At 39.5% G+C, this 21,947-nt stretch carries 19 protein-coding genes; 6 read left to right on the top strand and 13 right to left on the bottom strand.

The window, feature by feature from the left end; translation table 11 throughout:
* Positions 1 to 117 precede the first annotated feature (117 nt).
* The gene (gene rho, locus ST42_RS04675; protein WP_044072559.1) at positions 118 to 2,169 is read left to right on the top strand and encodes a transcription termination factor Rho; all 2,052 of its coding nucleotides are present in this window, start codon (positions 118 to 120) and stop codon (positions 2,167 to 2,169) included.
* Between the two features lie 241 nt (positions 2,170 to 2,410).
* Here the strand turns inward: rho and ST42_RS04670 are convergent, their stop codons facing one another.
* The 11 genes from ST42_RS04670 to ST42_RS13780 all read right to left on the bottom strand — a co-directional run bounded on the left by ST42_RS04670 (position 2,411) and on the right by ST42_RS13780 (position 13,708).
* Positions 2,411 to 2,938: a 30S ribosomal protein S16 gene (locus ST42_RS04670; RefSeq protein WP_022316429.1), complete on the bottom strand. Its 528-nt coding sequence runs from the start codon at positions 2,936 to 2,938 to the stop codon at positions 2,411 to 2,413.
* 154 nt (positions 2,939 to 3,092) lie between these two features.
* Positions 3,093 to 3,767, bottom strand: a complete 675-nt coding sequence (locus ST42_RS04665; protein ID WP_082028578.1) for a lipocalin-like domain-containing protein — start codon at positions 3,765 to 3,767, stop codon at positions 3,093 to 3,095.
* 83 nt (positions 3,768 to 3,850) lie between these two features.
* Positions 3,851 to 4,657, bottom strand: a complete 807-nt coding sequence (locus ST42_RS04660; protein ID WP_022316431.1) for an MBL fold metallo-hydrolase — start codon at positions 4,655 to 4,657, stop codon at positions 3,851 to 3,853.
* Between the two features lie 357 nt (positions 4,658 to 5,014).
* Positions 5,015 to 5,602, bottom strand: coding sequence for an IMPACT family protein (locus tag ST42_RS04655; RefSeq protein ID WP_042519624.1), 588 nt, complete (start codon positions 5,600 to 5,602; stop codon positions 5,015 to 5,017).
* 112 nt (positions 5,603 to 5,714) lie between these two features.
* Positions 5,715 to 6,962, bottom strand: a complete 1,248-nt coding sequence (locus ST42_RS04650) for a DUF1015 domain-containing protein (protein WP_042519625.1) — start codon at positions 6,960 to 6,962, stop codon at positions 5,715 to 5,717.
* A gap of 44 nt (positions 6,963 to 7,006) precedes the next feature.
* The gene (locus tag ST42_RS04645) at positions 7,007 to 7,927 is read right to left on the bottom strand and encodes an NAD(P)-dependent oxidoreductase (protein ID WP_044072573.1); all 921 of its coding nucleotides are present in this window, start codon (positions 7,925 to 7,927) and stop codon (positions 7,007 to 7,009) included.
* A gap of 127 nt (positions 7,928 to 8,054) precedes the next feature.
* Entirely contained in the window at positions 8,055 to 9,122 is a 1,068-nt protein-coding gene (gene serC, locus ST42_RS04640; protein ID WP_022316435.1) for a 3-phosphoserine/phosphohydroxythreonine transaminase, read from the bottom strand.
* A gap of 286 nt (positions 9,123 to 9,408) precedes the next feature.
* Complete coding sequence (gene mnmA / locus ST42_RS04635; protein WP_022316436.1) at positions 9,409 to 10,485, bottom strand: tRNA 2-thiouridine(34) synthase MnmA; 1,077 nt, start codon at positions 10,483 to 10,485, stop codon at positions 9,409 to 9,411.
* Between the two features lie 33 nt (positions 10,486 to 10,518).
* Positions 10,519 to 11,094 carry a Maf-like protein gene (locus tag ST42_RS04630; protein WP_044072558.1) on the bottom strand — a complete coding sequence of 192 codons (576 nt, stop codon included), beginning with the start codon at positions 11,092 to 11,094 and terminating at the stop codon, positions 10,519 to 10,521.
* Between the two features lie 9 nt (positions 11,095 to 11,103).
* Positions 11,104 to 12,702 carry an OmpP1/FadL family transporter gene (locus tag ST42_RS04625; protein WP_044072572.1) on the bottom strand — a complete coding sequence of 533 codons (1,599 nt, stop codon included), beginning with the start codon at positions 12,700 to 12,702 and terminating at the stop codon, positions 11,104 to 11,106.
* A 43-nt stretch (positions 12,703 to 12,745) separates the two neighbouring features.
* Positions 12,746 to 13,708, bottom strand: a complete 963-nt coding sequence (locus tag ST42_RS13780; RefSeq protein ID WP_156139294.1) for a hypothetical protein — start codon at positions 13,706 to 13,708, stop codon at positions 12,746 to 12,748.
* Between the two features lie 218 nt (positions 13,709 to 13,926).
* On the opposite strand from ST42_RS13780, the gene prmA reads away from it, so the two are divergent.
* The 5 genes from prmA (at position 13,927) to serS (ending at position 19,488) form a co-directional block, all read left to right on the top strand.
* The gene (prmA, locus tag ST42_RS04620; protein WP_082026193.1) at positions 13,927 to 14,829 is read left to right on the top strand and encodes a 50S ribosomal protein L11 methyltransferase; all 903 of its coding nucleotides are present in this window, start codon (positions 13,927 to 13,929) and stop codon (positions 14,827 to 14,829) included.
* Between the two features lie 172 nt (positions 14,830 to 15,001).
* Positions 15,002 to 15,319, top strand: a complete 318-nt coding sequence (gene rplU, locus ST42_RS04615) for a 50S ribosomal protein L21 (protein WP_022316441.1) — start codon at positions 15,002 to 15,004, stop codon at positions 15,317 to 15,319.
* Between the two features lie 21 nt (positions 15,320 to 15,340).
* Positions 15,341 to 15,604, top strand: a complete 264-nt coding sequence (gene rpmA, locus ST42_RS04610) for a 50S ribosomal protein L27 (protein ID WP_022316442.1) — start codon at positions 15,341 to 15,343, stop codon at positions 15,602 to 15,604.
* A gap of 289 nt (positions 15,605 to 15,893) precedes the next feature.
* Complete coding sequence (locus tag ST42_RS04605; RefSeq protein ID WP_042519629.1) at positions 15,894 to 18,107, top strand: RelA/SpoT family protein; 2,214 nt, start codon at positions 15,894 to 15,896, stop codon at positions 18,105 to 18,107.
* Between the two features lie 91 nt (positions 18,108 to 18,198).
* Positions 18,199 to 19,488, top strand: a complete 1,290-nt coding sequence (gene serS / locus ST42_RS04600; RefSeq protein ID WP_022316444.1) for a serine--tRNA ligase — start codon at positions 18,199 to 18,201, stop codon at positions 19,486 to 19,488.
* A gap of 136 nt (positions 19,489 to 19,624) precedes the next feature.
* Here serS and ilvA read toward each other — a convergent pair whose 3' ends face one another.
* Together ilvA and ST42_RS04590 are read right to left on the bottom strand one after the other, a co-directional pair.
* On the bottom strand, positions 19,625 to 20,818 hold the full coding sequence (ilvA, locus tag ST42_RS04595; RefSeq protein WP_042519630.1) for a threonine ammonia-lyase: 1,194 nt from the start codon (positions 20,816 to 20,818) through the stop codon (positions 19,625 to 19,627).
* Positions 20,819 to 20,915: 97 nt separating this feature from the next.
* Entirely contained in the window at positions 20,916 to 21,836 is a 921-nt protein-coding gene (locus tag ST42_RS04590; protein WP_042519631.1) for a glucosaminidase domain-containing protein, read from the bottom strand.
* Positions 21,837 to 21,947 lie beyond the last annotated feature (111 nt).

The following is a 21,947-nucleotide window of genomic DNA, read 5'->3' as shown; positions in this document are numbered from 1 at the left end:
AATTAACAAAGCAAATGTTTGAAGAATGTTTTGTATATTTGCAAAATCATTAGAAACACCCTTTGTTTCTGTTTTTTTGAAACGAAAATCATATAATTTTTTCACACATAATTTATTATGTATAGCAAAGACGAATTACTATCGAAGGATATCTCCGAATTGGAGGATATTGCTAACAATATTGGAGCACAGACCAATCCGTCTGACTCAAAAGAGGTTATTGTATACACTATCCTGGACAAACAGGCTGAAGTGGAAGGCAACAAGAATCCTCTTGGCACAAAACGCAAAAGAACAAGGATAACGAAAAAGGAAACTGACAAAGTTTATTCAGTCAAAGGTGCTACTGGGGAAAACTTCGACTTAAAGAAAAGCAAGACGACACCAGCAACCAGCCAATTGCCGCTTTTTGAGGAGCCTGTTGCCGACAGCAAAGACTCTAAGTCTGCAGAAACAGAATCGGCAGAAGAGGCCACTCCTAAAAAAAGGACAAGAAGGACAAAAGCCCAGAAACAAGCTGATGAACTAGCAAAAGAAGCTGCTGAGACCATTCAGGAAATTGCAGAAATGAAGCCAACTCCAGAATCAACCGAGACTGAAGAAAATCAAAATATAGGTGAGACAACAGAAACCATCGCCCCTTTGTCAGCAAACGAAGAACCAAGCATGGAAGAGCCCTCAATATCTAAGAAAACAGATAACACAGACGACATCATGACCGCCACACCTGAGGCACAGTTCGCATTAAGCGACAACGACAGCGAAGACGGTGATATACAGGCTGACCTTATTGCACAGCTTCAGGCGAAAGTGAATGCCCACAACGAGAAAATTGATGAGTCACATGAAGCAGGGATTGCAGAAAATAAAATTGACGAAGTGTGGGAAGGAGATCCTGGTGATGGTACCGACTTCATAACTATAGTAGACTTGCCAATAGAAGACCAAACAGCAATGCCCAACTACGACATGTTTGACAATCTAACCGCATCGGTTACAAATGACAACATGTTTGCAGTTGACGAGAAACAGGAGACTCAATACAATTTTGACGACATAATAACGGCAAACGGCGTATTAGAAATTATGCCTGATGGATATGGTTTCCTAAGATCCAGCGATTACAACTATTTGTCATCGCCAGACGACATATACGTCTCGAACGCACAGGTTAAGAACAACGGACTGAAGACTGGTGACGTGATAGAATGCCATGTGCGACCACCACACGATGGAGAAAAGTATTTCCCTCTGACATCAATAGATAAAATCAACGGAAGGACTCCATCAGAAGTGAGAGACAGAATGCCTTTTGAACACCTCATTCCACTATTCCCTGAAGAGAAGTTCACATTATGCGGCAACCCTGCAACAACAAATCTAAGCACGAGAATTGTAGATCTCTTCGCTCCAATAGGTAAAGGTCAGAGAGCCTTGATCGTGGCACAACCAAAAACCGGTAAGACCGTACTCATGAAAGATATAGCCAACGCTATAGCAGCTAACCATCCAGAAGCTTACCTCATGATGCTGCTTATTGATGAACGTCCGGAGGAAGTTACCGACATGGCCAGAACTGTAAATGCAGAAGTAATCGCCTCTACTTTCGACGAGCCAGCAGAAAGACACGTAAAGATAGCAGGCATCGTATTGGAGAAGGCCAAGCGTATGGTGGAATGTGGCCACGACGTAGTGATATTCCTCGATTCAATAACACGACTAGCACGTGCATACAACACTGTTGCTCCTGCAAGTGGAAAAGTTCTCACCGGTGGTGTTGACGCAAATGCCCTGCAGAAACCGAAACGTTTCTTCGGTGCAGCACGAAACATCGAAAATGGTGGCTCGCTGACCATTATTGCAACAGCTCTTATTGACACTGGCAGCAAGATGGACGAAGTAATCTTTGAAGAGTTCAAAGGTACAGGAAACATGGAGCTCCAACTCGATCGCAGCTTGAGCAACAAACGTATATTCCCTGCAGTAAACCTTGTTGCGTCAAGTACACGTCGTGACGACCTGCTACACGACTCTACTACACTGGAACGCCTGTGGGTAGTAAGAAATTCCATTGCCGACATGACTTCCGTAGAAGCAATGAACACTATCGGAGAATATATGAAGAAAACAAGATCCAACGAAGAATTCCTAATGGCTATCAATTCGTAAAAGGACTTATCAAAACTGATTATACTTCACAATAGACGAGAAAACAAGCAGAAGAGTTGATGTGAGAGTTTTCAGAATATCTGGAACTATTCAAGAAGACAATTTTCCTTGTTTTCTCGTCTTTCCTTTTATACACTCGTCAACATTAGTGTCCCTATTTTAACGGGACACTAATGACGGAAAGTCAATAAAAAAAGGAAGCCATGTGGCTTCCTTAAGTCGTTTTGCAGAAAAGAATAATTTATTCTGCCTCGTTTGAAGTCTCCTCAGCAGGGGCTTCAGATGCTTCGCTTGCCTTAGCAGCTTCAATTGCAGCTTTCTTTTCTGCAACTTTCTTGGCGATAGCTTCATTGACTTTCTTCTCCTCGGCCAAATTCTTCTCGTAAGTTGCCTTCTTTTCATTGGCGACACCATTACGAACTGAATCGAGCTTGGCTGCCTTCTCTGACTTCCAAGCGTCAAACTTAGCCTGTACAGCAGACTCGTCAAATGCACCCTTCTTAACACCACCGCGCAAGTGCTTCATCAAATAAACGCCCTCGCCTTTCAAGATGTTACGAACAGTGTCAGTTGGCTGTGCACCAACTTCTACCCAATAAAGAGCACGATCAAAATTCAAATCTACTGTGGCTGGATTAGTGTTTGGATTATAAGTACCAATCTTTTCAGTAAACTTTCCATCACGTGGAGCTCTAACGTCAGCGATTACGATGCTGTAAAAAGCATAGCCCTTACGACCACCGCGCTGTAATCTGATTTTTGTTGCCATTTAAATTTTTATTTTTAGGTTTGAATTTAATGCCATTAACTCGTAGTGGCGTGCAAAGTTAATAAAATAATATGATTTGTCGAATGTTGTTTCGTAATTTTGAGTATATTTTAACAAATATCACTAAAAAACATCAAGCGTTGATTAAAATTAACTATTTCGACTTCTCTAATCTTACTCCGCATTCCATTCCCTCAACACCTGACAGGTATGAACTGATTGTGCCAAGCATAGAATTATTGTACATTGCTCCTGCAGCACTTGCAAATTTAAGGAGCTTTGTCGCATCCATGACAATCAGCAATGAATTACCGTCAATCTGTGTGGTTCCCATTATCTGCTGAATTCCACCTGAATATGTCAGTTTCACATTCTTGCCTTCAATGGTATAGGTCCCGGTGACAGTTTTCTTGGCAATTGCCTGTGTGAAATTGCCTTTCTTGTCAAAGGTTATCTTGAACTTCCCTGCCTTAATGCCATATTTGTTAAATACAGTGTTAAGTTTATTCTCAATAGCTGTTGAAACTAGCTTTCCTCCTGCTTGTTTCAGAAGGCTTGAGCTTTCAAACACCACAGCTGGTTCTTTATAAACCCACGTTCCGACAATCTTGTCAGCAGTAGCGACTTTGCTGTTTTGGAAAATAGATGTAAGCCCCTCATAAATATCTGAAACCTTACTTCCTTCTGTCTTACTGCCGTTTTGCTTGTTTGACATTCTGTCAGCTACGTTACCCAAGATTCCACCTAGAATATTCTGAGATGATGCAACTGATGCCCCTCCAAACCACAAAGAAGCGACTACCATGGTCTTGATAAATAAATTCCTCATGTTCGTTTTGTTGTTAAATTAACTAAATAATATATGTTATAGTCCTTGTCCTGCAGAATTCATTGCTTGCTCTCGCCAGTGTATCATAACAAGTTGAAAATGCCGGTTGGCTGTCTGCGTCGAAGAATATCTACTTCTATATCGCCTCCCATACGCAAGCCATTTTCTTGAAATTCCTTTTCTATTGTCTTTCTCAATAGCTCAGGATGATTGTTCTCTTCACTTAAATGGCAGAGCCAAATGTGCTTCAAGCCTTTCATATAGCATTCACATATAGTCTGAGCGCATTTTACATTGCTCAAATGTCCATTCCCGCCTGCTATTCTATCTTTAAGATATTGTGGATATGGACCATTCTGTAACATCGATTCGTCATGGTTGGCTTCCATAACCAGATAATTGCATTTTCTTATATTGTCTCGGATAGTATCTGTAATATGTCCAATATCTGTCATGAGGCCAAAAACGACGTCATGATATTCTATTGTATAGCCCACATTACCACAACTGTCATGCGGAACGTCAAAAGGAGTGATCTTGAAGTCACCAATCTCTATGGTGTCATCTCCAGGTAAGAAAACCCGTTTGTTTGCCGCATTAATTTTCTTTCGTACACAATAGTTTTTTTGTATTCCTTTGTGGACTGCTTCTGTAGCGTAAACAGGAATCTTGAAATCATTACTTATTGCCCCTACTGACTTGACGTGGTCTGCATGGTCATGTGTCACAAGTATAGCGTTGATTTTAGTAAAGGACAATCCATATTCCTGGAAATATCTTTTCATGGATCTTATACCAACGCCAGAATCCAACATTAATATAGTATTATCCGACATTAACAGATAACTGTTTCCGCTGCTACCGCTGCCAAAAGATATAAATTTTAGCATTTCGTTCGTTATTTTATTCTTTAAATGTGCAGTCTAAAACCTATATGTATTTACCTATCGAACTGCATTAATCGTGCAAAGGTACAAAGTTTTAGGTTAAATAATAAAGAAAACAAAACATTAATTCGCTTTTCGCGGAAGTTTTACGCTGGAAAATATGCGACAAATGTACGACATTGGTAATTATTCTATTAAAAGTAGCTTACATTTAAATGAAAAGTAACCTATATTGTGGATATAAGTAACTGTTTTAAATGTGCAGAACAGCTGTTTTTATACGCCAAAGAATGCATATTGCGACGACATTGTTTTAAAGACCAACATATCCAATGACTTTGATAGAAGTGTGCCTAAATATCATTCAAAGGACAAGCTGTTCAACTTATTTTTCAGTTCCTCTGCCTTCGATCTCCTTATTGAGAGTGTAATCGTACAGGTGTTGTCAAACTCTTGCGATATAATCTGTGGTTCCATTGTTTTTACTACTTTCATGACCCCGTTCATCATGACATATGGGAAAGTGAATGTTATTTTTTCCTTAATGTACTTCTCTTCAATAACGCAATGTGACAATGCATCTGCAGCTGCGGTTCTATACGCTACAATCAATCCTCCGGTGCCAAGATTTACACCTCCATAATATCTTATGACGACTATAAGAATGTCAGTGAGGTCATTTGATACTATTTGTCCATAAATCGGTTTTCCTGCGGTGCTGCTTGGTTCTCCGTCATCATTCATTTTATAGTCTGCCTTATCAGCCCCTAATACATATGCATAACAGACATGTCTTGCGTCATAATATTTTTTTCTATAGACGGATAATATTTCTCTTATTTGTGCTTGTGATTCTACATGATGGGCAAAAGCAAGAAACTTGCTGCGTTTCTCACTGTAGAAGCCCTCCCCTATTGTTTTTGTAATTGTCGTGTATTTATCTTCCACTTTTAATACTGTAATTTCTTGATGACGATTATCCTTACTCTGTTTTAATCAAAAGTAGGCGCACCAATAATAAAATTATTGAGTGCGCCTTATTTAGTGTGTTCCTTGTTTCTTATGCTAATTCATGGATGATAAGTCCTGATCTGAGTTTAGGTTCAAACCATGTTGCCTTAGGTGGCATGATCTTGCCACTGTCTGCGATATCCATTATTTGCTTCATTGTTACAGGATAAAGTGCCAAAGCCATCTTCATCTCACCTGAGTCGACTCTGCGCTTAAGCTCTTCCAATCCTCTCAAACCGCCGACAAAGTCAATTCTCTTGTCTGAGCGGAAATCCTTAATTCCAAGAAGTTCGTCGAAGATAAGTCTGCTTGACACATCAACGTCGAGAACACCAATTGGGTCATTTGGATTATAAGTACCCTCCTTAGCAGTCAGGCTATACCAATTTCCGTCAAGGTACATAGAGAAATTGTGCAATGCTGTCGGCTTGTACTGGTCAGTTCCCTTGTTTTCAACGATAAAGTTCTTCTCTAAGGCCTTGAGGAAATCCTCTGATGAGTAACCGTTCAAATCTGTCACAACCCTGTTGTAATCAAGAATTGTCAACTGAGAAGCCTGGAAACAAACAGCCATGAAGTAGTTGTACTCCTCATTGCCTGTGTGGTTAGGATTCTGTTTTGCTTTTTCTGCACCAACCAGAGCTGCAGCTGCAGAGCGGTGGTGACCATCTGCAATATACAAAGACGGCATTGCAGCAAATTCATTGGTAATGAGATCTATGTCTTCCTTGTCTGAAATCACCCAGAATTTATGGCCGAAGCCGTCAATAGGAGCTATGAAATCGTATTCCGGCTCTGTCTTCGCATATTTTTCAAGCAGGGCATTAAGCTTTTCGTTATCAGGATATGCAAAGAAAACCGGCTCAATGTTAGCGTTGTTTACGCGAACATGCTTCATACGGTCTTCCTCTTTATCTCTACGTGTAAGCTCATGCTTCTTGATTGTGCCGTTCATATAATCCTCTACACGAGCACCAACCACAATACCATATTGTGTCTTGTTGCCCATTGTCTGAGCATAAATGTAGTAGTGCTCTTCGTTGTCCTGAACCAGCCAGCCGTTATCCTTGAATTTCTTGAAATTCTCAGCTGCCTTATCATAAACACGTGGGTCATACTCACTTGTACCTGGCTCAAAGTCTATCTCTGGCTTTATGATATGATATAGACTCATTTCATTATCGCCAGCTTCTGCTCTTGCCTCTTCTGAATTAAGAACATCATATGGTCTTGATTCTACCTTCTCAACGAGGTTTTTCGGAGGTCTGATGCCTTTGAATGGTTTTATTGTTGCCATATCTTTATGTCAAATTTGAATTATTACAAATATGTTAGGAAATATTATTTGTTAACCTGGAACTTTGTACAACCCTCAGTAAAATAAGCATTGATCTGTTTAGCGGCTGCTATACCTGCATTAATGTTAGCCTCTGCTGTCTGAGCGCCCATCTTCTTAGGGGTGCTGAAATAACGACCTTCTGCCTTCTCTGCAAATTCTGCATCAAGATCAGGCTTGATATCTGTAACGAACTTGAGGTCTGTGCGCTCCTGCAAAAGTGCTACAAGTTCCTCTTCGTTGATAACTTCTTTTCTAGCTGTGTTAACAAGGATACCACCCTTCTTCATCTTGGAAACCAACTCCTTGTTTATGCTCTTCTTGGTCTCGTTTGTAGCAGGGATGTGTAGTGAAACGACATCACATGTAGAGAACAACTCTTCCTGGTTGTCAACAGCATGAACGCCACTCTGCTCAATTACTTCCTTAGGACAGAATGCGTCATAAGCATAGATATCCATACCAAAGCCCTTAGCAATGCGAGCAACATTTCTTCCTACGTTGCCATAAGCTAAGATACCAAGTTTTTTACCCTTCAGCTCTGTACCAGCCTTGCCGTTGTAGAAGTTTCTGACAGCGTAAACCAATAGACCAAATACCAACTCAGCAACTGCGTTTGAGTTTTGTCCTGGAGTATTTTCAACAACAATACCCTTTTCTTTTGCGTAAGCAGTATCAATATTGTCATAGCCAGCGCCTGCACGTACTACAATCTTAAGCTCCTTAGCTGCATCAAGCACTTCTGGAGTAATCTTGTCTGAACGCACGATAAGTGCGTCTGCATTGGCTACTGCGTCAAGAAGCTGCTGCTTTTCTGTATATTTCTCCAGCAATACAAGTTCATGGCCTGCATTGTCAAGCTCTGCCTTGATTCCATTAACTGCTACTGGTGCGAATGGTTTTTCTGTTGCTACTAGAATTTTCATAATTATAAAGTTTAAATTATTACACTTTAAGGTTGACTTATGATTAAATAGTCGAAAGTATTTTTTTAAATCAAAACCCATGCTTCAGTATGGAGCACGGGTTTGATTGATATTGTTTTATTCAGAATTAGTTCTGTGCTTCGAATTCCTGCATGCACTGAACGAGAGCCTTAACACCCTCTACGCTCATTGCGTTGTAGCAGCTTGCACGGAAACCACCTACTGAGCGGTGACCCTTGATGCCGACCATGCCCTTAGATGTTGCGAAATCAAAGAACGCTTTCTCAAGTTCCTTGTACTCATCGTTCATAACGAAGCAAATATTCATGAGTGAACGGTCTTCTTTTGCTACTGTGCCACGGAACAACTTGTTGCGGTCAATCTCTGCATACAGAAGTTCTGCTCTTTCGTGCGCTCTTCTGTCCATTTCTTCAACACCACCGTTCTTCTTGATCCAACGAAGAGTCTCAAGGCATGTATAGATAGGAACTACTGGAGGAGTATTGAACATACTGCCCTTGTCAACATGAGTCTGATAGTTCAACATCGTAGGTATCTCACGCTCTACCTTGCCCAGAGCTTCATCCTTAACGATAACCAATGTTACACCAGCCATAGAAAGGTTCTTCTGAGCGCCAGCGTAAATACAATCATACTTTGCAACATCTACAGGACGGCTGAAGATATCTGATGACATATCACCAATCAGAGGAACGTTTACGTTTGGCTCCTCGCGCAGCTCAGTACCGTAGATAGTATTATTCGTTGTGATATGAAGATAATCAACATCATCAGGACAAGTCCAACCCTTTGGAATAAAGGTGTAATTGTCATCAGCAGAAGAAGCTACTTCAACAACCTCTCCAAAATGCTTAGCCTCTTTGATTGCCTTCTTTGACCACACACCAGTGTTCAGATAGGCAGCCTTCTTCTTCAGGAAGTTACATGGAATCATACAGAATTCCAATGAAGCACCACCACCAAGGAACAGAACTGAATATCCTTCTGGAACGTTAAGCAACTCTTTAATCAAAGCTGTTGCCTCGTCAATAACTGGCTGGAAATCCTTTGATCTGTGGCTGATTTCTGCCAAAGACAAACCAATACCGTTAAAATCCAGAATCTGCTTTGCAGTGTTTTCAATTACTTCTCTTGGAAGAATTGATGGACCTGCGTTAAAATTGTACTTCTTCATTCGAAATAATAGTTTTAGGTTAATGTTTTTCAATTGCGAAGTTACGCCTTTTATTCGAACTCGCAAAATATTTTGAAGGAAATTTCGTTTAAACTGATAAAGACTTCATCTTATTTATATAATAATGTGGGATGATTGTATCAGAAACAACACATAATGATTGTAAGGTAATCCTAATGGAAAGTAAAAACTGTTGAGACACCACGAAAAACACTCTAGACGATTTCAGAATGCGCAATCAAAATGATTGTTAAGGCTTGAAAAGTATTTAAAAATTTACAATTTGTCAAATGGCTGTGATTTCACCACTACCGTAACACCTATGGTGATTTTCGTCATAGATGACACAAAACTGTCCTGGTGCAACACCATGGATGAATTCTTCTGCATGAACAACAAAATCCGAATCGCCTGTTATCTCAATTCTTCCTTTATGATACTCTGGTGTATGGCGTATTTTAAAAGTTATTTTATCCATATTGACCCTTTCTGTCAAATAATGAAAATCCATAACGGGGAATTCTTTCTTGTATGCAGTCTGAGGGTTATAGCCATGGCTGACATAGAGGATATTGTCTTGCACATTTTTCTTGACAACGAACCATGGTCCACCTCCAAATCCAAGACCTTTACGTTGGCCTATTGTGTGGAACCACAATCCGCGATGTTTGCCAATTATTTTTCCGGTTTCAAATTCTATTACGTCGCCTATGTTTTCACCTAAATACCTGCGTATATATTCATTATAGTTGATCTGACCTAAGAAACAGATTCCCTGACTGTCTTTTCGCTTTGCATTTACAAGTTGTTCTTTTTCAGCGATTATCCTTACCTCGTCTTTCTGGAAGTGACCTATTGGGAATATAGCTTTCCGTAATTGCCATGAATATAGTTGTGCTAAAAAATCTGTTTGGTCTTTTACAGGGTCTGGACTGGTGACAAGCCATTTTCTTCCATTCTCGTCAATCTCAGTCTGTGCGTAATGTCCTGTTGCAATCAGATCATATTTGTAACCAATCTTTTCATGAAATGCACCGAACTTGATCAAACGGTTGCACATCACGTCAGGATTAGGCGTAAGACCTGCCTTGACTTTTTCCATCGTATAACGAGTAACCTCATTCCAGTATTCTTTATGGCAATCGATCACAGCAAGTTTACATCCGTATTTATGAGCTACAGAGGTTGCCATTTCCAGATCTTCTTCTGATGAACAATCCCATTCTTCCTTCTCTTCTGGGCCGATTTTTATGTAAAAACAGTCTGGTGTCAGACCTTTTTCCGCCAGTTCATATAAAACGACAGAACTGTCTACACCACCAGACAATAATACTGCTATTTTCTTATCCTCTAATTTTTCCATTATTATGCTATACAGATATTTGCGTACATTTTACTAGAACTCTTCAGTTAGCGTCTGATAAATACGCTGCACCGGTAATCCCATCACATTGAAATAACTGCCATCAAGATGTTCCACTCCCACATGTCCTATCCATTCCTGTATGCCATAGGCTCCTGCCTTGTCAAACGGTTTGTATTTAGAGACATAATAGTCTATCTCAGTGTCTTGAAGTCGTTTAAATGTCACATTGGTGTTAACGGAGAAAACTTTTTTCTTTTCCTTAGTTGATATGCAGACCCCTGTGATTACTTGATGGGTTTTCCCACTTAACATTTTTAGCATCCTGACTGCATCATTTATGTCGTGGGGTTTACCAAGTATTGTATCATCACAAACGACTATAGTATCTGCCGTTATAACCATAGTGTCACCTGACAGGAGGTCGGTATAAGCAGAAGCCTTCTCTTCGGCAATATAGCGGGCAACTTCCTTGGCCGGCAGGTCTTGAGGGTATGTCTCTTTTATCCCGTCACGTACTAAAACTCTGAAGTGGAGGTCCAAACCGCTAAGGAGTTCCTTGCGGCGCGGACTTCCACTGCCTAATATGATATTATATTGTTTGATCATAAACACAATTTAGAAATGATAGCCCAATGTCAACAGCAGCTGATGCCGCTTGTTGCTTACCTTTACGGCATCACATAGATTAGACATGTCTTTTACTTCTGATATATAATCTGTGAAAGCATGGAATTTTCCATTCTGTACAGAATACTGATATGCCAGATCAAGCGAGAATTTGTTCAATGTATAGCCAATTCCGCAAGTTACACGATTGATGGACTCCCAATTGGTATAATCCGTTGTAGACGCATAATAAGACCCTGGAGAGTTGATTGTTCCGTCCTTATAACCCACACTCTCGTATTTAGGGGAAACATAATTGTAGCCTAGGCGTATTGCCAAATTATCATCAGCCTTGAACTCCATTCCGAGTTTCAAGGTACTTACGCCTTTCAGAGTGCTTTCTGTATGGTCGTTCATCTCTCCATCTGACGAACTGTTCGAATAGTAAGTATCATAATACCAGTCATAATCGCCACCATCGTTAATTCTTGAATCGAGCGTACTGTAATCCGAATATTCATAACCTGCACCTATGGCTAGATAATTGTCGAAGGTAGTACCAAGGCTCAAGCCGAACTTCCAAGGAGTGTACAATTTGAAATCATATGACTCCCCGATATTTCCCGTGTCGTAATAGCCGAAATTGTCAGCTAATGAGCGGTTGTCAATAGTGGTGTAATTTGTTGTAGTCAGATCATACCAAATTGGAGTAGCTATCGATAGACCTATACGGAAGGGCGAACTTTCTACCGGACGGAATATAATACCAGCTTTGACATCAAATCCTGTACCAGTCACCTTTCTGTTGTCCGACAATGATGTTTTACCAATACTCTTGTCCGAACTATCTAATAACGCCTCCGTGTATTCTCCATACGATTTGTAGTGAACGTCATGAATTCCAAATGTTATTCCCAAATACACACGGTCATTTATATTGCCACTCAAGTTGAAATCGTATGTTCCGATATATCCACTGTGAGTCCTGTTGAAATCAAAGTCTGAAGCTCCTAAATAACCGTCGATGTACCCCTTGTTCTTATCGTCAAAAGCAACAGGCAAAAGGGTATTTGCATAAAGGTAGTCGACTTGGTTGAACGAGTTGTCGTTTCCGACATAAGCCCCACCCTTGTCAGAAAGGTCAAAGTACTGGTCTTGACTCTTCAGGAATGTTTGCTTGTTTTGCGAAGACAAACCATCCAATTTGCCGGTTGCAGACAATATAAAGTCAAAATTCTTACTTTTGTGATAATTGAATGCGAAATTCATGAATGAGCTACGACCTGTACGCTTGGAATACACGAATCCAATCTGGTCAAAGCTGAGATTTGTCTTTTTACCATTTGCAAAGGTCTTACAGTCTTGTTGCGATACGATGCCGAATGAAACATTGGCAGAAGAGTGTCTGAATAGTCCAATGCCAGCAGGGTTTGAAGATATGGTGGATATATCAGCCCCCAACGCATCCAGAGCACCTCCCATACCAATATATCTTGCAGTGCCATTTAAATCCTGATCTGCAATTTTTGCATTTTCATATGTCTCCTGTGCCATGGCACTAGAATATGCGAACAATGCTGCAGCAGAAAACAAAGCTATTTTTTTCATAATCAAATATAATTTTGTAAAGTCCAATAAAAACGTGTATTTGCTATCTCCTTCCTCCAAAGTGTCCGCCACCGCCGGAGCGACCGCCACCACTGAAACCACCAGAGCGACCGCCACCAAAGTTACTTCCGCCAGTGAAGCCACCTCCTCTGTTTACGGAAGATCCTGTGTTGAAAGACGAGTTGTTACGGTACGTAGAATTGCTATCATATTCCCGTGTCCTTATGGTTCTATTCTCTCCAAATTCATTGTTGTTGCGGTTGTTGCGACGATATCCAGAGTTATTGGTGTTCCTCATTCCCTGCCTGTTATAAGCATCTGTATTCCTTCTGTTTGTGCTGGTGCTTCCTCTGTACCCGCTAAAGTTGGTTCTGTTATTGCGAGGATTACCGACCCATCCGTGGTTTGTCGTTCCTGCAACTCCTCCATTGTAGGGATTATGAGCAACAGTTACTCCAAAATACGGCTTGTGCCAACCAACTAACCAAGGGTCATACCAGCCAGTCCAATAAGTAGAATACCAAGGGCTATACCATCCTCCATACCATCCGTATCTATAAGGCCATCCCCATCTATATCCATAATAGTCATACCAAGAGGCATAATACAAAGGACTTCCTGTTATCCACGGGTCATAAAACCATAGGTCGTCAAAATAACGCCATCTGTTTAATCTTGAATAGTAGTCCCCTTCTCCATTATAGTCAATATCACAAGGGGCATCATCATAAAAATATGCAGAATCCGTATCAACACCGTCAATATTAATGATGTCATTAGTCAAAGAGTCATTGGTCACATATTTATAAGTGTTGCCTAATCCTCTCCTATTGTATTCGTCAACATCCCGGGTGGAGCCAGCGTCGTATTTTGGGGCTTTATCCCCCATGACAATCGTAGTTTTCTCCCTCTTGCTTTGTTTGGGTGAAAAATACATGTCGTCCTGTGCCATTGATACTGAAGGTAAAACTACAGACAATAATAAAGTGAAAACTAATCTTTTCATGTTTTTATCTCCTAATTCTTATATTGCTTGGGATATATATATCCACAAGTGTTGTCGTTAATAATTACTAAATGCAAAAATAGATTACTTTCAAATGCAAAAATACGGAAAAACCCTATATCATGATAGGTTTTCTCCTATTTTTTATAATTTTGCAATAAAATTTACGGAAAGAGAAACAAATTCTCTTCAGAAGAATACAACTAACAATTCAAATAATGAAATATTACAAGACTGTTTTTTTCATAAAAAATACTGATGGGAAAAAAACAATACAGGGGCCGTCTTTTTCCATGGCATGCGATATCTGCGCCGCCTTATGCGGTACGGTAGGATATGAGTCATTTGAAGAAAACGAAGGTGGAATTTCCGGATACATCCAGAAAGAGCTATACGACCGTTCGTCTTTGGAAAAGACTTTGGAGGATTTTCCTTTGGACACCTTCTCCATTTCTTTTGAAACAGAAGAAGTAATAGACAAGAATTGGAATGAGGAATGGGAAAAAGGAGGGTTCAATCCGATTATAATCGGTGACCAATGTATTATACATGACTTGAAGCACCCTTCAGACAAATCATATTCCATAGATATTACAATAGATGCATGCCAGGCGTTTGGCACCGGTACACACAACACCACAAGGATGATTGTTGAAGAATTGCTGAAAATGACATTGCAAGACAAACGTGTGCTGGATTGTGGATGTGGAACTGGTATTTTATCGGTTACCGCAGCAAAATGCGGTGCAGTAGCTGCATATGGATATGATATTGACGAATGGAGTGTTAGCAATACGATACATAATGCCAAACTGAACAGCCTGGAGAATGTTTCAGCGTTGAAAGGGGATTCAACGTTATTGTATGAGGAATTAATGGGGAAATATGATGTTGTTTTGGCAAACATAAACCGCAATATTCTTTTAAACGATTTGCCAACATTAGCAAATTCAATGGCAGACAATGGCACTCTCATAATTAGTGGCTTTTATAAAGAAGATGAATCTGTTCTTATTGCAAAGGCTCGTGCGTTGGGGCTAGTTGAAGAAAAGAGAAACTCTTCAGATAATTGGGCTATGATTAAATTCGTAAAAAGACAAGTCAACTTTAGTAAGCATTAGTTTTTCTAATATTAGTTAATATTGCTTAACTAACGATATAAAAATACATTCAAGAGAAAGGAAATTAATTTTAAATGAGTAATTTTGCATCCGATTTTTATCTGTCAAGGCTCAAATAAGACATAACACGAGGTTATGCGCCTTGCAGACCAAACCCGTTTTATATAACAAAATGTACGCAATTGTAGAAATTAACGGTCAGCAGTTTAAGGTTGAAGAGGGCAAGAAATTGTTCGTTCACCATATCCAAAATGCTGAAGAAGGTCAGACTGTAGAGTTTGACAAAGTGCTTCTCGTAGACAACGAGGGAGCTGTTAAAGTAGGAGCACCTGCAGTAGAGGGTGCGAAAGTTGTTTGTGAAGTGGTTAACCCACTTGTTAAAGGTGACAAGGTGATTGTCTTCAAGATGAAGCGTCGTAAAGACGAGCGCAAACGCAATGGTCATCGTACACACTTCACACAAATCGCAGTTAAACAAGTAATCGCTTAAAACAAAGGAGGACTAGTAGAAATGGCACATAAAAAAGGTGTAGGTAGTTCTAAGAACGGCCGTGAGTCAGCTTCACAGAGATTGGGCGTGAAAATTTGGGGTGGTCAGAAAGTCATCGCAGGCAACATTATTGTTCGTCAGCGTGGTACTAAGCACAACCCAGGCTTGAATGTCGGTATTGGTAAAGACGATACTCTTTATGCACTTGTTGACGGAGTAGTAAACTTCCGCAAAGGTCGCAAGGACAGAAGCATCGTTTCAGTACTTCCAGAAGCTGAAGCTTAAATAAAAACAAACTTATTCCAAACAAACATAAGAGTCTCATTAGAGGCTCTTTTTTTTTATATAGGCAATTTAGATTGTCTTTTTAACAAGTTATAAGTAGAAAATCTTTATTCCGTTGATATTTTCTATGAGTTTTGCATTATCTTTGCAAATAATTATCAGAATGCAGGGAAATCAATTTCATACCCTATCAGTTCTTGTCGCTTGGTTATAACAGGTTTTTAATCAAAATACGGCATACTTGATTTACATATTTGAATTTCAACAATATTTAATTTGACCTTTGCTTATGGACAAAAAACTGTTTTTTACGAATAACGAGAAATCTCAAGTTCTTGAAGCCATAAAGGAATTAAGAAATTCGCAAAACTATGTATTGACAAAGTCTGATGAATTGAAAGTCTTTCAGTCTTTGAAGCAGGCTATAATACAAAAAAGAATACAAAGAGATATTTTTGGACTTAATCCAATATTGTCAAGCATACAGACAGCATTAATAGCCATTGAAGAAATTGGACTAAAACGGGATGGAGTTGTAGCTGTTTTGCTTTATTCGTGTTTTACGGAAGAAACGGAAAATGATTATGATAAATACGAAAAAGAATTCGGCAAGACAGTAGTAAGCATTCTTAAAGGACTTGTACACATACAAGAGTTATACAAGAAAAATCCCGTAATAGAAAGCGAAAATTTCCGTAACCTTCTTCTTTCATTTGCAGAAGACATGCGTGTGATCCTTATCATGATTGCCGACAGGGTAAATCTGATGAGACAGATTCGCAATACTGAATGTGAAGAAGAAAAAAAACGCGTGAGTGAAGAAGCAAGCTACCTCTATGCTCCACTTGCCCACAAACTAGGACTCTACAAACTCAAAAGCGAGTTAGAGGATCTTAGTCTTAAATATCTTGAGCATGATGTTTACTATATGATAAAAGACAAGCTCAACGAAACGAAAAAAAGTCGCGATAAATATATAGAAAACTTTATCAAGCCTATAAGGGAAAAGTTGGAAGCCGACGGATACAAATTCCACATGAAGGGGCGTACCAAAAGTATCCATAGCATTTGGCAAAAGATGAAAAAGCAGAAATGTGAATTCGAAGGAATATATGATCTTTTCGCCATACGTATTATTATTGACGCTCCTTTAGAATTGGAAAAGATACAATGTTGGCATGTCTTCGCTTTGATAACAAATATGTACCAACCCAATCCAAAGAGATTGCGTGACTGGCTGAGTGTGCCCAAATCTAACGGATATGAAAGTCTTCACATAACGGTGAAAGGACCTGAAAACAAATGGGTTGAAGTTCAGATAAGAACAGAAAGAATGGATGAAGTCGCAGAACGTGGACTTGCAGCTCACTGGCGATACAAAGGGATAAAAAGTGAAGGGGGCATGGACGAATGGCTTACGAGTATTCGTAGAGCTTTGGAAAACAATGACGACATGCAGGTCATAGATCAATTCAAAATGGACTTGTATGAAGACGAGATATATGTCTTTACCCCCAAAGGAGATTTGATGAAATTTCCTAAGGGCGCAACGGTTCTTGACTTCGCTTATCGCATTCATTCTAACATAGGCAATCACTGTGTCGGTGCCAAAATAAATGGTAAAGTTGTTACTTTCAGACATATCCTGAAGAGTGGAGATCAAATAGAAGTAATGACATCAACCGTACAGAAGCCTAAACAAGATTGGCTCAACATCGTTAAAACCAGCAGAGCTAAGGCAAAGATACGCCTTGCACTTAAGGAGACACAAGTGAAAGACGGGCTATATGCAAAGGAAATGCTTGAAAGAAGGATGAAGAACCGTAAGATAGAAATGGATGAGGGCACTATGTCCCATTTGATCAAAAAGCTCGGTTTCAAAGAAACAAATGATTTCTACAGGCAGATTGCTGATGAGACATTGGATATCAATCATGTAATTGAAAAATATCAGGAGATTCAAGCTTATGACAACAACCTCCAAGGTCAACAGCAGACAAGAAGCGCAGACGAATATAGCTTTGAGAATTCAATCAAGAATTTTACAAAATCCAATGGAGATGTACTTGTCATTGACCGCAATCTGAAAGGCATAGACTATCAATTGTCAAAATGTTGCAATCCGATATATGGTGATGATGTCTTTGGCTTTGTAACAGTAAGCGGTGGAATAAAAATCCACAGAAAAGATTGTCCAAATGCTTTGGAGATGCGCAAACGTTTTGGGTATAGAATTTTACAAGCCAGATGGAGTGGCAAAGCAGACTCTAAATACACCATAACATTAAAGATAATAGGCAATGACGATATTGGCATTGTCAATAACATTACAAGTGTTATATCCAAGGAGGAGAACATAATGATGAGAAGCATTAATATTGATAGCCATGACGGACTGTTCAGTGGAAATCTTGAAATAAACGTCGAAGATACTTCCAAATTGAACCAGTTAATAAAAAAATTGCGCATTATAAAAGGCGTAAAACAAATTATAAGATTATAAATAACGTTTTTTTAATCAAAAACATTAATTTTGCATAAAGAATACGTGCTTATTCTCAGAATGATAAAACATTAATTTAATACATAAAAATATGCTTACACTTAAACTTGTCAGTGAAGAAACTGAACGTGTAATTAAAGGTCTGGAGAAAAAACATTTCCCTGGTGCCAAACAAGCAATTTATGATGTCTTGGCTCTAGACAAGATGAGACGCGAAACTCAACAGAAACTTGACAAAGAACTCCAAGAGGGTAAAAAGAAAGCTGCCCAGATAGGCGCTCTGATGAAAGAGGGTAAAAAAGATGAGGCAAATGCTATAAAAGAAAGCGTAGCCGCATTGAAGGAAGAGTCAAAATTACTTGAACGAGAATTAAACGATATACAGCAGAAATTAATCGATCTTCTGCGAACAATTCCGAATATCCCTTGCGATGAAGTTCCTGAAGGAAAAGACGCTTCTGACAATGTCGTAGTTAAGGAGGGTGGAGAAAAACCGAACCTTCCTGAAGATGCTATGTGCCATTGGGATCTTTGCAAGAAATTCAACCTTATTGATTTTGACCTTGGAGTAAAAATCACAGGAGCAGGATTCCCTGTATACATTGGAAAGATGGCTCGTTTGCAAAGGGCTTTAGAAGCATTCTTTCTTGAAGAAGCAAGGAAAAGTGGCTATCTCGAGGTACAACCTCCATACGTTGTAAATGAAGCTTCTGGTTTTGGTACCGGACAGCTTCCAGATAAAGAAGGTCAGATGTATCATTGTAACCTGGACAACTTGTATCTTATTCCTACAGCAGAGGTGCCGGTGACGAATATTTTCAGAGATGTCATTCTTGATGAAAATGATTTGCCAATCAAGCGTTGTGCCTATTCTGCATGTTTCCGTCGTGAGGCTGGCTCTTATGGCAAGGACGTGAGAGGATTGAACCGACTTCATCAGTTTGACAAAGTAGAGATCGTACGTATCGACAAGCCAGAACACTCATATGAGTCACTTAAGGAAATGTTAGATCATGTAGAGAATCTGCTCATTAAGCTTGAACTCCCTTATCATATTCTCAGACTTTGTGGCGGAGATATGAGTTTCACATCTTCAATATGCTACGACTTTGAAGTATGGAGTGCTGCTCAAGAAAAATGGTTGGAAGTATCTTCTGTCAGCAACTTTGAAAGCTATCAAGCAAATCGCTTGAAATGTCGATTTAGAAATTCTCAGACCAAAAAGACAGAATTGTGCCACACATTAAATGGTTCGGCTCTTGCATTGCCGCGAATTGTCGCCGCTTTGATAGAAAACAATCAGACACCAGAAGGTATAAGAATACCTAAGGCATTGGTACCTTATTGTGGATTCGACATTCTTGATGACAAAAACTTCTAAAAAATTGAGAGTTAGATAACTTAAGATTGAGACATTTTTAAAGGGAGAAAGTTTTCAAAGCTTTCCCCCTTTAAAATTTAAAAGGATAGTCATGATGCTTCAATAATTATCCTATAATTACATAATAGTGTAAACCTTAAACAAGTTTAAATCCACTTTCTCTCAGTGCGTTGTTTATAGCTGCGACATGCTCCTGGTTACGAGTCTCGCAGATTACTCTCAAGATGCAGCTGTTAACCTTCTCGCTATCGCTATTCCTGTCGTGATAAACATTTGTGATGTTAGCACCTGCCTTAGCGATAACTGAAGCCACCTCTACTAATTTGCCAGGTTTGTCATCAAGCTCGACATTGATGATTGCAATTCGTCCACTCTTTGCGAGTCCACGTTCAACAACACGATTGAGAATAGTGACATCAATGTTGCCACCGCTCACAATGCAAACTACTTTCTTACCTTTAACAGGTACCTTGTTAAACATCACTGCAGCAACGCTTGTCGCACCAGCACCTTCTGCTACAACCTTTTCCTTCTCAAGCAACTGAAGGATAGCTGCACAAATCTCGTCTTCAGATACAGTAACAATGTCATCAACATACTTGCTGCAGATTTCATAAGTCAATTCACCAGGCTCTTTAACGCAGATTCCATCCGCTATGGTTGAAACGGAAGACAGACACTCTCTCTTATGAACATGCAGACTTTGAACCATGCTAGCAGCACCGGCCGCCTGAACGCCATATACTTTGATGTGCGGATTAAGTGTCTTCAATGCGAAGGCAACTCCACTGATAAGTCCACCACCACCGACAGGTACTACTACTGCATCCATATCTTTCACTTGATCGATAAGCTCAAGACCAATTGTTCCCTGGCCTGCAATTACATTCGGGTCGTCAAACGGATGCACGAATGTGTATCCCTTTTCATCTCTCAATTCGATAGCCTTCTGGTATGCATCGTCATAAACTCCAGGAACAAGACAAACGTCTGCTCCATATCCTTTTGTAGCTTCTACCTTGCTGATAGGTGCTCCTGCTGGCAGACAGATAAGAGACTTGATTCCATGTGCTGTAGCTCCCAAAGCCACGCCCTGAGCATGGTTACCGGCTGAACAAGCGATTACTCCGTGTGCCTTTTCCTCATCACTAAGCTGTGAGATCTTATAGCATGCGCCACGTACTTTGAAAGATCCTGTACGCTGCAGACATTCCAATTTGAGATAAACATCACACTCTGGATTTACTTGAGGCGCTTGGACAACTTCAGTTTGTCTGATTACTTTACTAAGCTCATAACGGGCTTTGTAGAAATTATCTAACTTCAACATATAGTTTGATATTTAATGTGTGTATTATATTGTATTAGTTTTAAACGATGCAAAAGTAATAAAAAAATAGATGCAACAAGCTAAATAATGATTTTTTTTATCTCACTCTCAGTTTGTCACCCACTTTTATTGAGTAATCAGGTGTCAAACCATTCATTTTATAAAGACTCTTTAGCCTTATGCCATATAATTGGGCTATACTATACATGCTTTCGCCTGCTTTTACACGATGTGGGCGGCGCTTGTATTGTTTTTCTGCTTTCTTTTGCTTCTTCTTAAGGTATATCACCTCACCTTTTTCTAATTTGTCATTCTTTCCACGTTCATTAAAAGTGGCAATCTTCTTATATGACAATCCAAGTTCCCTGCCAAGAGATTTAAATGTGTCACCAGAGCGTACGATTACATAATAGTTCTTGTTATACATGTGGATAGGATGTTCTAATCCTCCATTAGCCGACTTGTCGTCTTTAAAGGATCTTCTCTCCATAAATCTGTCAAATTTCTTCGCTTTGTCATATTCATGAAGTTTATAGAGTTCAATTATACCAATAAGTTTCTGGGCGTACGTAGGACTTGTGGCATAGCCACATTTTTTTAGTCCCTTTGCCCATCCTACGTAATCTTTTGGATTTAAAGAGAACAGACCTTTATATCTAGGCTGCTTTGTAAGCAATAGACTATGGTCTTCATAACTTTCGAAAACATTGTTGTATGCTCTGAAGCATTCTTGCTTTTCATCATCGTCATGGTATGTTGTTCTGCCTGTCCATCCATGACACTTGATGCCGAAGTGGTTATTGCCCTTCATTGCAAGTTCGCTATATCCGGCCCCACTTTCCAGGAGTCCTTGGGCTAGAGTGATACTTGCAGGTATTTTGTATTTGAGCATTTGCTCAATAGCGAGGTCACGGTATTGATTAATATATGTCTGATAACGTTGATTCCATTTCATTTGCGCTGACAATTGCAGCACGTTCAGTATGAAAGTCAATATGATGATAAGTTTCTTGGTCATGTTGCATTTTTATTTATTCTACAAATATAAAAATAATATAGTAAATTACAAAATGAACTAGTGTTTTTTTATACTTTATGATAAATATGTATCTTTGCAAAAAATAACAGT

It is taken from the genome of Prevotella pectinovora (genome assembly GCF_000834015.1).
Classification (GTDB): Bacteria; Bacteroidota; Bacteroidia; order Bacteroidales; family Bacteroidaceae; genus Prevotella; species Prevotella pectinovora.
This window is presented reverse-complemented; position numbering and strand designations above follow the sequence as displayed.